Below are 13,436 nucleotides of genomic sequence, written 5' to 3'. Positions count from 1 at the left end.
CGGACGGGCCCGAGTTCGAGCCTATCCGCGGCGCCACAGGTTGGGGGCCGGACACGCGGGCTGTCAGCCCGGCGCCGCGACCCGGTACCGGTCGAGGACCTCACGTTCGAGATCGCTCAGCGGCCTCGACCGATCGGTGTGGACGTCGAACCCGACGAGAACAGCGTCCCCGTGGGCACACACCACCCCGTGCCGGTCGAGGATCGTGTGGCGCAGCGTGAACGACGAGGTACCCACGTGCAACACGGCGATCTCGACATCGAGCGGGCCCGACGCATCCTTGATGGGCCGCAGGAACTCGGCGTCCATCTTGCGGACCGCGACGACACCGCGCCCAGAAAGGTGGCTGACCAGGAACTTGATCCGCGCTTCCTGCATGTACTCGACGACTTTGGTGTTGTTGACGTGACCGAGCCGATCGGAATCGGCCCAGCGCACCTCGAGCGAACAACGGAACGGCTCGCCGACGGTGTTCGTCCCGACACCGTTCGGCTTCGTCTCCAGACGATCAGTCACGAGTGAGCTTCCGGTGGGTGACGCGGTGCGGACGTGCCGCATCCGCGCCGAGACGCTCGACCTTGTTGGCTTCGTACGCCTCGAAGTTGCCCTCGAACCAGAACCACTTGCCTTCCTCGACGTTGCCCTCCCAGGCGAGGATGTGGGTACAGGTGCGGTCGAGGAACCAGCGATCGTGGGAAATCACGACGGCGCAGCCCGGGAACTGCTGCAGCGCGTTCTCGAGCGAACTCAAGGTCTCGACGTCGAGGTCGTTGGTCGGTTCGTCGAGCAGGATCAGGTTGCCGCCCTCTTTGAGGGTCAGCGCGAGGTTCAGCCGGTTGCGCTCACCGCCGGAGAGCACGCCGGCCTTCTTCTGCTGATCCGGTCCCTTGAAACCGAACGCGCTGACGTACGCGCGCGACGGCATCTCGTTCTGCCCGACCTCGATGTAGTCCATGCCGCCCGACACGACTTCCCACACGTTCTTGGTGGGGTCGATGTTGGAGCGGTTCTGGTCGACGTAACTCAGCTTGACGGTGTCGCCCACCTTGACGGTGCCCGAATCCGGCTCCTCGAGACCCACGATGGTCTTGAACAGCGTGGTCTTACCCACGCCGTTGGGACCGATCACGCCGACGATGCCGTTACGCGGCAGGGTGAACGACAGGTCCTTGATGAGCACGCGGCCGTCGAAGCCCTTGTCGAGGTGTTCGACCTCCACGACGACGTTGCCCAGGCGCGGAGGCGTCGGGATCTGGATCTCTTCGAAGTCGAGCTTGCGGTGCTTCTCGGCTTCCGCTGCCATCTCCTCGTAGCGTCCGAGGCGCGCCTTGCTCTTCGTCTGCCGGGCCTTCGAACCGGACCGGACCCACTCGAGCTCCTCCTTGAGGCGCTTCTGCAGCTTCTGGTCCTTCTTGCCCTGCACCTCGAGGCGCTCGGCCTTCTTCTCCAGGTACGTCGAGTAGTTGCCCTCGTACGGGTGCAGCTTGCCGCGGTCGACCTCACAGATCCACTGCGCGACATGGTCGAGGAAGTACCGGTCGTGAGTGACGGCCAGGACTGCGCCGGGGTACGACGCGAGGAACTGCTCGAGCCAGAGCACGGACTCGGCGTCGAGGTGGTTGGTGGGCTCGTCGAGAAGCAGCAGGTCCGGCTTGCTCAGCAGGAGCTTGCACAGCGCGACACGGCGGCGCTCACCACCGGAGAGGTGCGTGACCGGCTCGTCCGGCGGCGGGCAGCGCAGCGCGTCCATCGCCTGTTCGAGCTGCGAGTCGAGATCCCACGCGTTGGCGTGGTCGAGCTCCTCCTGGAGGACGCCCATCTCTTCCATCAGTTCGTCCGAGTAGTCCGTCGCCATCAGTTCGGCGATCTCGTTGAACCGGTCGAGCTTGACCTTGATGTCGCCGAGGCCCTCCTCGACGTTCTGCTTGACCGTCTTCTCCTCGTTGAGCGGGGGCTCCTGCAGGAGGATGCCGACCGTCGCGTCCGGATCGAGGAAAGCCTCACCGTTGCTGGGCTGATCCAAGCCCGCCATGATCTTGAGGATCGACGACTTTCCCGCGCCATTGGGTCCCACGACGCCGATCTTCGCGCCCGGGTAGAAGCTCATGGTGACGTCATCGAGGATGACCTTGTCACCGTGCGCCTTGCGCACCTTCTTCATCGTGTAAATGAACTCCGCCATGACGACCAGCGTATCCGCCCCGGCGGGATAACCCACATCCTGCGCGTCGTCCCGCCCGAGCGGGACCTCCGATCAGCCCGCGAACAACTCCGCGACGAACGGTGTGGTGTCCGGAAGCGACGCGGCCATGGTCTCCGAATGCCCCGTGGGATAGGTGGCGAACCGGGGTTGCGCTCCCCCGGCCCACAGGTCCGCGACCAGCTTGACACTCAACGGCGCCGGCACGACCCGGTCGTCGAGGCCTTGGGCGAGAAACAGCGGCCGGTCGTAACCGTTCACCGGAACTCCCAGGTAATCGGACAGGGCCGCCGGGAACCGGTCGTCGCCGAGCGGTCGGGCGAGCAGGTCCCCGATCCCGACGCCGGTGTAGCGCGCGAGCATCTCGTCGTAACACAGCGACTCCGCCGCATCGACGACTTCCCGCCCGAGACCGGTGAGATAGCCGTCGAGATCGAGTCCCGGATCCGCCTCGCGCAGCCCAGCGAAGATGAACGCTCCGAAGGCGGTCAGTCCGTCGAGCGGAAGATCCGGAAACTCCGGGAAGCCGATCGGGAAGACCAGTTCGAGATTCGACGGCGCCCCCGTCGTGAGTGTTCCGCGGAAGTCGAGTTCGGGCGCGCGATCGGTGGCGGTATTCGCCGTGTGCAGCGCCGCGTGCCCTCCTTGCGACTGCCCGACGACCACCCAGCGCTCCGACAGCGACGGCTCCACCGCGCGCGCCGCACGCACGAGATCGACGATGCTGTTCGCGGCGCTCTGCCCGTCGAGGTATCGATGCAGGCCGTCGGATCCGAGACCCGGGTAGTCGGCCGCGACGACGGCATATCCCTGATCGAGCCAATGCTCGAGGTAGGCGGTGTCGCGTTCACTCCGCGGATTACGGGAGGGGGCGCAGTCGTCGGCGAGACCGGTGGTGCCGTGTGCCCAGGCGACGACGGGCCGGCCGCCCGCGGGAGGTTCGCCGCCGGGTACGAACACCACCCCGGTGGCAGTCGCCGTCTCACCCGAGCGCCACTGCGTCGTGTACGAGAGCGCACGAGCGGAGGCGGCTCCCGGCAACGACAATCGGCTGTCGAGCGGGGCCTCCGACACCACCGCTCCGGGTGCCGGCTGTGCGTGCGCTGTACCGGAGACGGCAACGGGCGCTCCGACGGCAAGAAGGCACGCGAGAAAACCCGCGATCACACTCCCCGTACGTCCGTGCGATGTCTTCTCGTCCGTCCCCCTGCGCGCAGTCACAGGCAGCACCATACGTGCAAACCGGGCATCCGGTATCGAAGATGGGATCCCGGCAGATCCCGATTGGGTGAGCGCTACACAGGGCAACCCGTGTGCATGACCTCACATTCCTTCTCACCTTCCACTCCTGCCGTCGGGGCCAGGACCGGTCGGGATATCGCACGCGTCGTCACGGTCGCGGTGAGTGCGGTGATCGCCGTGGCCGGCTCGTACCTCGGCACCTCCGCCGGCACGCCCGTCGCCGAAGCGGCAGGCGGTGTGCTCGCCTCCGATGCGACAGCCGTTGCCCCAGGTGGCCCGGCTTTCGCGATCTGGACGGTCATCTACATCGGCCTGATCGCCCTCGCCGTATGGCAGTTGCTGCCCGCCCACCACACCGACCCGCGGCAACGCACTCTCGGCTGGTGGATCGCCGCGTCGATGCTTCTCAACGCATTATGGATCGGGACGATCCAGATCGATCAGGTCGGCCTCAGCGTGGTGGTGATCGTCGCACTGCTCGCAATCCTGGTTCGCGTTTTCCTCGGGCTCACGGCATCTGCTCCGTCGAGCCGCCTCGAGGCTGTCGTCGTCGACGGCACGATGTTCGTCTACCTGGGGTGGGTCGCGGTCGCCACGGTCGCCAACACCGCGGCGGCCCTGAATTCCGCGGACATCGATCCGTTCGGGTGGGGCGCCGACGTGTGGGCCGTGGTGATCCTCGCCGTGGTCGCGGCCGTGTCGGTGGTGGTCGCGTTCGCCGGGCACGGACGTCTCGCGGTTGCCGCCGCCATGGCCTGGGGTCTGGGCTGGATCGCGGTCGGCCGCACCGCCGACGACGGCTGGAACTCGACACCGGCGGCGGTTGCGGCGGTGGTCGCCGCGGTCGTGGCGGTGGTGGCCGCAGTTGCCGTGCGGATCGCCACCGAACGGGCCCGCACGCGAAAACCCGTGTGAGACCCGGACCGCAGGCGCTCCCGCGGGCCGCTAGCGCGCTTCCTGGTCCCGGCGGGCCAACTCCGCGAACATCGCGTTGTGCGCGGCGAGGTCGGCGTCCTCGTCACGATCCGCGGCCCGATCCACCCGGCGCGCAGTCCGTGTATCGCTGCGCGACCACTGCACGAGCAATGCGAGCATGACGAGCACGAGCGGGATCTCACCCGCCGACCACGCGATACTGCCGCCGACCTTCTGGTCGTCGAACAGGTCGTAGTTCCACGGCAGCGCGAGACCGCGGTAGTACGACTCGGCCATCACCGTTCCCATGCTCATGAGGGTGACGCCGAAGAATGCGTGGAACGGCAGCGAACCGAAGACCATGCCGAGTTTCGTGACCGGCGGCAGGTCGCGTGGCGACGGATCGACGCCGATCACCACCCAGTAGAAGAGATAGCCGCTCATCAGGAAGTGCAGGTTCATCAGCACGTGCGCGGTGTGGCTGTCGGCGAAGGTCTCGAAGATGCCACCGAGATACAAGGCGTAGAAGCCGCCGACGAACATCACCGACGCGACGATCGGGTGAGTGAAGAACCGCGACGGCGGGCTGTGCAGGAATTCGAGGATCCACTCGCGGGGTCCCGGAGGAGCACCGCGGCCGGCCGGCTTGAACGCGCGCAGCGCCAGGGTCATCGCACCGCCGAGTGCCAGGAGCACCGGCGCGAGCATCGACATGGCCATGTGCGCGCCCATGTGCACGCTGAACATCGCGGCGGAGTACATGCCGACACCCGACGACGTGGCGACCAGCAGCACGAAGCAACCGGAGAACCAGGCGATGCTCCGGCCCACCGGCCAGGCGTCACCGCGCTTGCGCAGCGTCCACAGGCCGATGGCGTATGCGACGGCCAGAACGATCGCGAGGGTGCCGAAGATGAGGTCGAATCGCCACTGCCCGAAGAACAGGTTGGCGAACGACGGGGGCACCTCGAGGTTGTATCCGAGGGCCACTTCCTGAACCGTGGGCACGGCATCCGGGGCCGGCGGCGGGGTGCGGCCCAACCCGACGGCCAGGCCCACCGTCGCGGCGAGGACGAACGACTCGACGGCGGCGAACCGGACGAGGGCACCCCGGCTGGTCGGATCGGCTTCGAGCGCCGGAAGTGCCCGTCGCCGCTGCATCCAGCCGAACAGCCCGAGCACTACCAGCGCCACGATCTTGGCGATCAGGAGCCTGCCGTACGTGGTTGTCGTGAGGTCGTCGAGCGAGACCCGCACTCCCGCGTTGATCACGCCGGTCACAGCCATGACCACGAACGCGAGACCGGCGACGAAGGAGAACCGTCGCGCCGCGACGCCGGTGTACGCGCCGCCGCGCCACGAATGCGCGAGAAGTGCGAACAGGCCACCGGCCCAGACCGACGCGGCCACGAGATGCAGCACCAGGCTGTTGGTGGCGAGGTCGTGCGATCCGCCCGAGGACGAGTGGCCCGTCAGGGCGACCGGCATCAATGCCACCAGCGACAGCAGAAGCAGATAGGGCACCCACGACCAGCGCACCGCCATCCGGATCAGCAGCGCGGTGATCAGGGCGAGCACCGTCGTCCACGCCCAGGCCGACGCGGTCTCCACCTGGCCGAGCGCACTGAACAGGTTCTCCGGCCGGAGCGCCTCGGTGAACGACGCGCCGGAGGTGTCGGACAGGGTCAGCGGCACGAGCAGCGCGGCCGTCGCGGCCCACACCACCGCCGCGACGCCTGCGGTCCGGACCGCGCGGTACCCGTCGACATCGAGGACACCGTTCTTCTGCGGCGGCACCAGGAACGCCGCGAAGAACAGCGAACCGATCGTGATCACGGTCGCGATTTCGGACACCGCACGAACGGCGGGCAGACCGTACGTGGTCAAGGCCCCCGGGTCCGGGATGCCGAGCAGCACCAGCGCCTGCGCGGCGGACGCGCCGACGATCAGTGCCGCGACGATGGCGGCGAGGATGCCGAAGAGGACGAACAAAACAGACGGGTTCCCGCGTCCGGACGCGGGCACTGAATGCTGCGCGTCGGACGCGAGCTCGGGTGCTGCCATGCCTACCAGGGTAGGACCTCCCGAACCGTAACTACGACGCCCCGTCGGACATCACTGTGACGGCCCGCCGGGGATCACTCCGACGGGCACGTATCGAACAGTCGGATCAGAGTGTCGAAACCCAGGCGAGCCGATCGGTCGACAGCGAGAACGTGTCCTCGAACAGGACGACGTACGTGCCGGGAGCGGCACCGGCCCGGGCGTCGAAGCACACGTTTCCGGTTGCGGCGCCGCCCGGCGCGAGGCGGCCCGAATTGAGCATCGGACGGTCGGCGCCGAAGGTGGAATTGCGGATCGCGCCGCCGGCGTCCTGCACATGCCAGTCCATGTATCCGTTGAAGTCGTTCTGGTCCGTTCCGACGTTGACGATCGTCACCTCGCTGCAGAGGTAGCTGCCCAGTACGGAGTCGATGAGCTGGAGCGGCCCGACGGTGTAGGCGAGATCGTCGCGGGTGATGGTGGCGCCGGCCACCGCGGCGGTGTCGTGGTCGAGCTTCCCGGAGAATTCCGGCCCCCGATCGGCCACTACCTCGTCGCCGGCGGGACCGGATGTGACGGTGGCCTCCTTCTCGCCGCCGACGCTGGAGACCACGGCGACCGAGCAGGCACCGAACAGGAGGACGGGCACCCCGACGACGATCCAGGGCCAGATCCGGCGCTTGGCGCGCGGCGGCTGTCCGGACGGGTTCTGGTTCGGGTCGGGGTACGAGATGGGGTGCGTCATCACACTTCTCCTCATTGGTCTGGGCTGGAGATGCGGAGCGGGCGGTGCCGCTCCTCCGGTGTGAACAGCTCACCCGAGTTGCCCGGTCCGGCACCTCGTCCGATCGGACGGACCACCTCCTCCTTTCGGACCGATCGCTGCGGACCGTTCGGACCATGTGGGTGTGCCACGCGATTGCGTAGCGTGCACCGAGTGATGGTTACTTCCGCTCAGGGTCTCCGGCGTCCGGTGTGGCGCCGGCGTGCCTGGACCACCGGTGCCGTGACACTGAGCCTGTTCTGCACGTTGCTGACCCTGGGACTGTCGTCGGACTCGAACACGGTTCCCGAATGGAACTTCGCACTCGGGTTCGTGCTCGGCCTGGTCGCAGCGTTTGCTCTGGTGTGGCGCCACTCGAGCCCCTGGACGGTGCTCGCCGTCACGCTCCTCGGACCTCTGCTGTTCTCCACCGACGCCACCGCCGCGCTCATCGCGCTGTACGCCGTCGTCAAATCGGAACGCAGCGGACGACTTGCCGGAGCCGCCGGTGCCGTCTTCGTCGCGTGCGGTATCTCACTCACGTACGACGCGCACCGCACCCGCGACAACTCGGTACTCACGATAGGCACGATGCGCCCGGAGGACACCGCACCCAAGCCGATGTGGGAGGTCGCCTGGTGGATCCCCTTGCTGGTCGCGGCGGCGCTCGTCACGGTCGTGGTGGTGCTCGCGCTGCTCGAGCAGACCCGCTCGCAGCTGACCGTCGCCGAACGCGTGCGCGACCGCGCGACGGCGAAGACGGAATCGATCCACGACGAGATGATCCGTACCGAGGAACGAACCCGGATCGCCCGCGACATGCACGACACGCTCGCCGCAGGACTGAGCCGAATCTCCCTGTTCGCGGGAGCACTGCAGGTCGGTGGGGCCGATGATCCGCAGAAGACAGCCAATACGGCCGCGATGATCCGCAGTACCGCGCACGAATCTCTCGACGAGCTCAAGAGCATCGTCGGGGTGCTTCGTGGGACGGCGGGCGCGTCGCGGGCCAGCGGACATCAAGGGATAGATGCCGTGGCCGATCTCGTCCAGTCCGCGCGCGCGGCCGGGCTGCACACCGTCTTGTTCACCGATCTCCAGCCCGGTGACGTCGGAACCGTGTCCGGCCACGTGACGTACCGGGTGGTGCAGGAAGCCCTCACCAACGTTCAGAAGTACGCGTCGGACCAGACGGTGCGCATCACCATCACCGGCGCTGCCCACCAGGGCATCCGGATCGACGTGCGCAATGGGCTCAGTTCGTTGCCTCCGACCGTGCCCATCGGCTCGCGAGCGGGCCTGACCGGTCTCACCGAGCAGGCCCATCAGATCGGGGGCACGCTCCGGGCCGGGGTGGTGGGCTCCGAGTTCGTCGTGGACTGCTGGGTGCCCTGGTCGGCCTGACGGGGATTCTGTAAGGGACGGAGCACGCCTCGTGTCGGGGGCGGGTCCTAGGCTCGACCCGTGCCCGCTGCTGCCGAGATGATCACCGTGCTCGTCGTCGACGACGACCCCTTCGTTCGCCGAGGCGTCACCGACATCTTCGCCGCGACCGACGACATCGTGGTCGTGGCCGATGTCGACGACGGCGACCGGGTCCCCCACGCCGTCCACCGGTTCTCACCGCACGTGGTGCTGATGGATCTGAAGATGCGCCGAGTGGGCGGCCTCGAGGCGACCCGGCAACTCATGTCGATGCCCCACCCTCCCCGCGTGATCGCCATGACGGCGATGGACGTCGACGATCTCGTGGTGCAGGCCGTCGCTGCCGGCGCGCACAGTTTCCTGAGCAAGGACGAGCCGCCGCAGACGTTCCATCAGTCGGTGCGGGCGGTTGCTGCCGGGAACACACTGTTCAGCGCCGACTCGCTGCGCCGCATCGTGGCGCACCACCACGCGGCAACCCCGGCGCCCGCGGTGACGGACCTCACTCGACTGTCCGAGCGGGAGCGCGACGTGCTGCGCGTGCTGGCCACCGGAGCGTCCAACGCCGATATCGCGGGCCGCTTGTTCCTGAGCGAAACGACTGTCAAGACGCACCTTTCGGCGGTCTTCACCAAACTCGGAACCCGCAATCGAGTGGAGGCGGCTCTGGCCGCGTTCCGGGCCGGACTGGTCGCCTGAGTCCGTCGGGGCGTCGCAGTCGTTCCCACTTCCGCCCCGACCGCATACCGTGGGGTGAGCACGTGCGCGATACCGACGGGAGCACACCACCAGCCCATGGATGTGATCAACGAATTCATCACCGGTCAGGCGGCTGCGCTGTGGGTCTACCCGCTGCTTTTCGTGGTGTGCACCGTCGACGGGTTCTTCCCGCCGGTCCCGAGCGAGACGGTGCTCGTCACGCTGGCGTCGCTGTCGGGTTCGACGGGTCGGCCGTACCTCGCCGCGATCATCGTCATCGCAGCGGTCGGGGCGATCCTCGGAGACAACATCGCGTACACGATCGGACGACGGGCCGGCACGGACCGGTTCCGGTGGATGCGCAGCCCGAAGGGCAAGGCCGCATTCGCGTGGGCCCGCCGCGGGCTGGACAAGCGCGGCGCGGCGGTCATCCTCACCGCCCGGTACATCCCGATCGGCCGTATCGCCGTGAACATGACGGCCGGCGCCACTCGATACCCCCGCAAGAAGTTCGTGCCGCTGACCATCCTCGGCGGCATCACCTGGGCTCTGTACTCGTCGCTGATGGGCAGGCTCGTCGGTGGCTGGTTCGAATCCCAGCCGTTGCTCGGCGCAGTGATCTCCGTCTGTGTCGCGGTGGTCCTGGGGATCGGGATCGACCATGTGCTGCAGAGGGTCAAGGGCGGCGAGGTGGACATTCCGCGCGTCTCCCCGCCGGGGAACGGCACCGCACCGGAGGCCCAGGAGGACAACCCCGGCTCCGCGCGCAACGCGTAGAGGGGTACCCGCACACGGCTGGCCGCCGAGCCGTTAAGATTCTGGCCGCGCCTCCGTAGCTCAGTTGGATAGAGCAAGAGCCTTCTAATCTCTAGGTCGCAGGTTCGATTCCTGCCGGGGGCACCACAATGCCGTTTCGCGACCGTGCCGGCTCGAGACCGTGCCGACCCGAGACCGCGTCCATCCGAACCTTCCACGAGCGTGCAGCCATTCGGATACCGTGAGCGTTGAGCATCGGACACCGACGGGCGTGCGGCAACGCGTTCCCTCTCTTCCGTCGACCGAGGCATCCACATGGTGCCCACCTCGCTCCCTCACGGCATCGGGGTGGACCGCGAGTTCGGAGGTAGTCGCATGTGCACAGCCGCCAACTACACCGCTGAGGATCATTACTTCGGCCGCAACCTGGACCTCGAATACTCCTACCACGAAGCGGTCACCGTCACGCCTCGGAACTTTCCCTTCGAGTTCCGAAGGGTGCCGCGGCAGGCTACGCATTACGCGATGATCGGCATGGCCACCGTCGCCGACGGTTATCCGCTGTACTACGACGGGACGAACGAGAAGGGTTTGAGCATGGCGGGACTGAATTTTCCCGGCAACGCCGACTACAAACCCGTTTCGGAGGAGGGCACGAATGTCGCTTCCTTCGAGTTCATTCCGTGGGTCCTGGCACAGTTCGACACCGTCGCCCAGGTGAAGAGTGCACTGACGGACGTACGCATCGTCGACACCGCCTTCAGCGCGGACTTTCCGCCCTCTCCCCTGCACTGGATCATCTCCGACCGCAACGAGTCCGTTGTGGTCGAGTCCGTGGCCGAGGGCCTGAAAGTTCACGACAATCCGCTGCAGGTGCTCACCAACAATCCGACATTCGATATCCAGTTGTTCAATATCAACAACTACATGAGTCTGTCGATCGACCCGCCCGAGCCGCATTTCTCGAAGGAAATACCGTTCGACGTGTACAGCCGAGGGCTCGGTGCTGTCGGGTTGCCGGGCGACCTGTCCTCGATGTCGCGATTCGTGAAGGCCGCATTCACGAAGGTGAACTCGATGTCGGGCCGGTCCGAATCCGAGGCGATCAGTCAGTTCTTCCACATTCTCGGTTCCGTGGAACAGCAGCGGGGATGCGTTCGTCTCGGCGACAAATACGAGATCACCATCTACTCGTCGTGCTGCAACACCGACAAAGGTATCTACTACTACCGGCATTACGAGAACAGTCAGATCACCGGCGTGGACATGCACAAGGAAGATCTGGACGGAACCGAACTGGCGTCGTACCCGCTGGTCACCGAGCAGCAGATTCTCATGAAGAACTGACCGTGTCCGTGTGACCAACCCGTCGAGCCGATCTTGTGTTTGGGCTGCTGCGCTCGCAGCGTTCGAGGCCGCGTCCCGGACCCCGGTGGTGAAGCGTCTCCGGGAGCCGGAATCGGGATGGTTCCAGGGCAGGGCTCCGATCTCGGGGACGGGAGCGCGCACCGTGCCGTCAGGTCTGCTCGGACATCCTCGGACCCCACGGACATACATCATTTCCTGGGCTTTTGTGGCCGGACACCCTTCAGCGCCGTGTGTTTCCGATCGCACCGGCAGACCGGGCTAACAGTGGATCGGCGGCACGTCCTATAGTTCAGATGTAAAGGCCGTGTTACAGAATCCTCACATAGTCAGGTAGGTAGCGTGTCGACTTCGGACCGCATCGCAGAGATTTACGAGCAGGTCAAGGCCCGCAACGCGGGAGAGCCTGAATTCCACCAGGCAGCTGCCGAAGTGTTCGAGTCCCTGCATGTCGTGCTCGAGCGCCACCCCGGCTACTTCGAATACGGCCTCATCGAGCGCCTGTGCGAGCCCGAACGCCAGATCATCTTCCGCGTGCCGTGGATCGACGACCACGGTCAGGTGCACGTCAACCGCGGGTTCCGCGTGCAGTACAGCAGCGTGCTCGGCCCCTACAAGGGCGGACTGCGTTTCCATCCCAGCGTGAACCTCGGCATCGTGAAGTTCCTGGGATTCGAGCAGATCTTCAAGAATGCGCTCACCGGCCTGCCCATCGGCGGCGGCAAGGGCGGTTCGGACTTCGACCCCAAGGGCCGGTCCGAGCAGGAGATCATGCGCTTCTGCCAGTCCTTCATGACCGAACTGCATCGCCACATCGGTGAGTACACCGACGTCCCGGCCGGTGACATCGGAGTCGGCGGCCGCGAGATCGGCTACCTGTTCGGCCAGTACAAGCGCCTCACGAACTCGTACGAGTCGGGCGTGCTGACAGGCAAGGGCATCACCTGGGGCGGATCGCAGGTGCGCCGCGAGGCCACCGGCTACGGCGCCGCGTACTTCGTCGCCGAGATGGCGAAGCACGCCGGCAGCTCCGTCGAAGGCCGCACCGCAGTCGTCTCCGGCTCCGGAAACGTCGCGATCTATGCCATCGAGAAGATCCACCAGCTCGGCGGCACCGTGGTCGCGTGCTCCGACTCCTCGGGCTACATCCACGATCCCAAGGGCATCGACGTCGAGCTGCTCAAGGAGATCAAGGAAGTCCGGCGCGGACGCATCTCCGAGTACCTCGACGAGCGCGGCGACGCCGACTTCTACCCCGGCGGCAACATCTGGAACGTCCCCTGCGACATCGCGCTCCCCTGCGCCACACAGAACGAGTTGGACGAGGAATCCGCGAAGACCCTCGTCAACAACGGCGTCAAGGTCGTCGCCGAGGGCGCCAACATGCCCACCACTCCCGGCGGCATCGCCGTGTTCCGCGACGCCGGTGTCGGCTTCGCCCCGGGCAAGGCCGCCAACGCCGGTGGCGTCGCCACCTCCGCGCTGGAGATGCAGCAGAACGCCTCGCGCGACTCGTGGCACTTCGACTACACCGACGAGCGCCTCGCCCGCATCATGCGCGACATCCACGGCCGCTGCATCGAGACCGCTGCCGAGTACGGCAAGCCCGGCGACTACATCCACGGCGCCAATATCGCGGGCTTCGTGAAGGTCGCGGACGCCATGTTCGCACTCGGCGTCATCTGAAGTTTCTCCGCACCGACGACGAACGGCGGGCCCCGGATTTTTCCGGGGCCCGCCGTTTGTGGCCGACTACTGTGCTGCGTGATTTCCGGCAGCGTGCGCGGCGCGCTACTCCGTCGTGGAGACCGTCGGGCCGCCCTCGGCAGCTCCGCGCTCCTCGTCGCTACGCGCCTTGCGGGCAGCTTCACGCATCTCGATGCCATCGGTGATCCACCCGCCGACCTCGCGGGTGACGTCTCGGACGGCTCCGGTGATGATCCCGGCGATAGCGCCGACTCGCGTCGCTGCCGATTCGGTCATCTCCTGGATGGTGTCCTTGTTGCGTTCGAACTTCCCGACCATGGC

At 66.7% G+C, this 13,436-nt stretch carries 12 protein-coding genes and 1 tRNA gene; 7 read left to right on the top strand and 6 right to left on the bottom strand.

From position 1 onward, the window contains the following. Positions 1–63 precede the first annotated feature (63 nt). The 3 genes from HF886_RS19375 to HF886_RS19365 form a co-directional block, all read right to left on the bottom strand. On the bottom strand, positions 64–504 hold the full coding sequence (locus tag HF886_RS19375) for an acyl-CoA thioesterase (protein WP_240952149.1): 441 nt from the start codon (positions 502–504) through the stop codon (positions 64–66). Between the two features lie 4 nt (positions 505–508). Beyond that, positions 509–2,182, bottom strand: a complete 1,674-nt coding sequence (gene ettA, locus HF886_RS19370; RefSeq protein WP_169620458.1) for an energy-dependent translational throttle protein EttA — start codon at positions 2,180–2,182, stop codon at positions 509–511. Between the two features lie 72 nt (positions 2,183–2,254). Beyond that, entirely contained in the window at positions 2,255–3,364 is a 1,110-nt protein-coding gene (locus HF886_RS19365; protein WP_296550964.1) for a lipase family protein, read from the bottom strand. 153 nt (positions 3,365–3,517) lie between these two features. On the opposite strand from HF886_RS19365, the gene HF886_RS19360 reads away from it, so the two are divergent. Then, positions 3,518–4,357 carry a tryptophan-rich sensory protein gene (locus HF886_RS19360; RefSeq protein WP_169653210.1) on the top strand — a complete coding sequence of 280 codons (840 nt, stop codon included), beginning with the start codon at positions 3,518–3,520 and terminating at the stop codon, positions 4,355–4,357. A 30-nt stretch (positions 4,358–4,387) separates the two neighbouring features. On the opposite strand, the gene HF886_RS19355 is transcribed toward HF886_RS19360, so the two are convergent. Both HF886_RS19355 and HF886_RS19350 read right to left on the bottom strand, forming a co-directional pair. Further along, complete coding sequence (locus tag HF886_RS19355; protein ID WP_169653209.1) at positions 4,388–6,421, bottom strand: cytochrome c oxidase assembly protein; 2,034 nt, start codon at positions 6,419–6,421, stop codon at positions 4,388–4,390. A gap of 106 nt (positions 6,422–6,527) precedes the next feature. After that, positions 6,528–7,145, bottom strand: coding sequence for a DUF4352 domain-containing protein (locus HF886_RS19350; RefSeq protein ID WP_169620454.1), 618 nt, complete (start codon positions 7,143–7,145; stop codon positions 6,528–6,530). A 195-nt stretch (positions 7,146–7,340) separates the two neighbouring features. Between HF886_RS19350 and HF886_RS19345 the strand changes: the two genes are divergently transcribed. The 6 genes from HF886_RS19345 to gdhA all read left to right on the top strand — a co-directional run bounded on the left by HF886_RS19345 (position 7,341) and on the right by gdhA (position 13,094). Beyond that, positions 7,341–8,567, top strand: coding sequence for a histidine kinase (locus HF886_RS19345; RefSeq protein WP_169653231.1), 1,227 nt, complete (start codon positions 7,341–7,343; stop codon positions 8,565–8,567). Between the two features lie 78 nt (positions 8,568–8,645). Next, complete coding sequence (locus tag HF886_RS19340; RefSeq protein WP_169620709.1) at positions 8,646–9,287, top strand: response regulator transcription factor; 642 nt, start codon at positions 8,646–8,648, stop codon at positions 9,285–9,287. A gap of 96 nt (positions 9,288–9,383) precedes the next feature. Further along, the gene (locus tag HF886_RS19335) at positions 9,384–10,064 is read left to right on the top strand and encodes a DedA family protein (RefSeq protein ID WP_169620453.1); all 681 of its coding nucleotides are present in this window, start codon (positions 9,384–9,386) and stop codon (positions 10,062–10,064) included. 49 nt (positions 10,065–10,113) lie between these two features. Beyond that, a tRNA-Arg gene (locus tag HF886_RS19330) sits at positions 10,114–10,190 on the top strand. A 228-nt stretch (positions 10,191–10,418) separates the two neighbouring features. Beyond that, positions 10,419–11,390 (top strand): choloylglycine hydrolase, encoded by a 972-nt coding sequence (gene bsh / locus HF886_RS19325; protein WP_169653208.1) that lies wholly within the window; start codon positions 10,419–10,421, stop codon positions 11,388–11,390. A gap of 360 nt (positions 11,391–11,750) precedes the next feature. After that, the gene (gene gdhA, locus HF886_RS19320; RefSeq protein WP_169620451.1) at positions 11,751–13,094 is read left to right on the top strand and encodes an NADP-specific glutamate dehydrogenase; all 1,344 of its coding nucleotides are present in this window, start codon (positions 11,751–11,753) and stop codon (positions 13,092–13,094) included. A gap of 105 nt (positions 13,095–13,199) precedes the next feature. Here the strand turns inward: gdhA and HF886_RS19315 are convergent, their stop codons facing one another. Next, entirely contained in the window at positions 13,200–13,433 is a 234-nt protein-coding gene (locus HF886_RS19315) for a hypothetical protein (RefSeq protein WP_169620450.1), read from the bottom strand. Positions 13,434–13,436 lie beyond the last annotated feature (3 nt).

The organism is Rhodococcus sp. 105337, assembly GCF_012844225.1.
GTDB lineage: Bacteria > Actinomycetota > Actinomycetes > Mycobacteriales > Mycobacteriaceae > Rhodococcus.
The sequence above is the reverse complement of the archived record's forward strand: the minus strand, read 5'-3'. Positions and strand labels throughout refer to the sequence as shown.

Bases quoted from the DNA above. Each gene is read 5' to 3' on its own strand.
- ettA (WP_169620458.1), bottom strand. From the start codon at position 2,182: ATGGCGGAGTTCATTTACACGATGAAGAAGGTGCGCAAGGCGCACGGT.
- HF886_RS19360 (WP_169653210.1), top strand. From the start codon at position 3,518: ATGACCTCACATTCCTTCTCACCTTCCACTCCTGCCGTCGGGGCCAGG.
- HF886_RS19355 (WP_169653209.1), bottom strand. From the start codon at position 6,421: ATGGCAGCACCCGAGCTCGCGTCCGACGCGCAGCATTCAGTGCCCGCG.
- HF886_RS19350 (WP_169620454.1), bottom strand. From the start codon at position 7,145: ATGACGCACCCCATCTCGTACCCCGACCCGAACCAGAACCCGTCCGGA.
- HF886_RS19345 (WP_169653231.1), top strand. From the start codon at position 7,341: ATGGTTACTTCCGCTCAGGGTCTCCGGCGTCCGGTGTGGCGCCGGCGT.
- HF886_RS19340 (WP_169620709.1), top strand. From the start codon at position 8,646: ATGATCACCGTGCTCGTCGTCGACGACGACCCCTTCGTTCGCCGAGGC.
- HF886_RS19335 (WP_169620453.1), top strand. From the start codon at position 9,384: ATGGATGTGATCAACGAATTCATCACCGGTCAGGCGGCTGCGCTGTGG.
- bsh (WP_169653208.1), top strand. From the start codon at position 10,419: ATGTGCACAGCCGCCAACTACACCGCTGAGGATCATTACTTCGGCCGC.
- HF886_RS19315 (WP_169620450.1), bottom strand. From the start codon at position 13,433: ATGGTCGGGAAGTTCGAACGCAACAAGGACACCATCCAGGAGATGACC.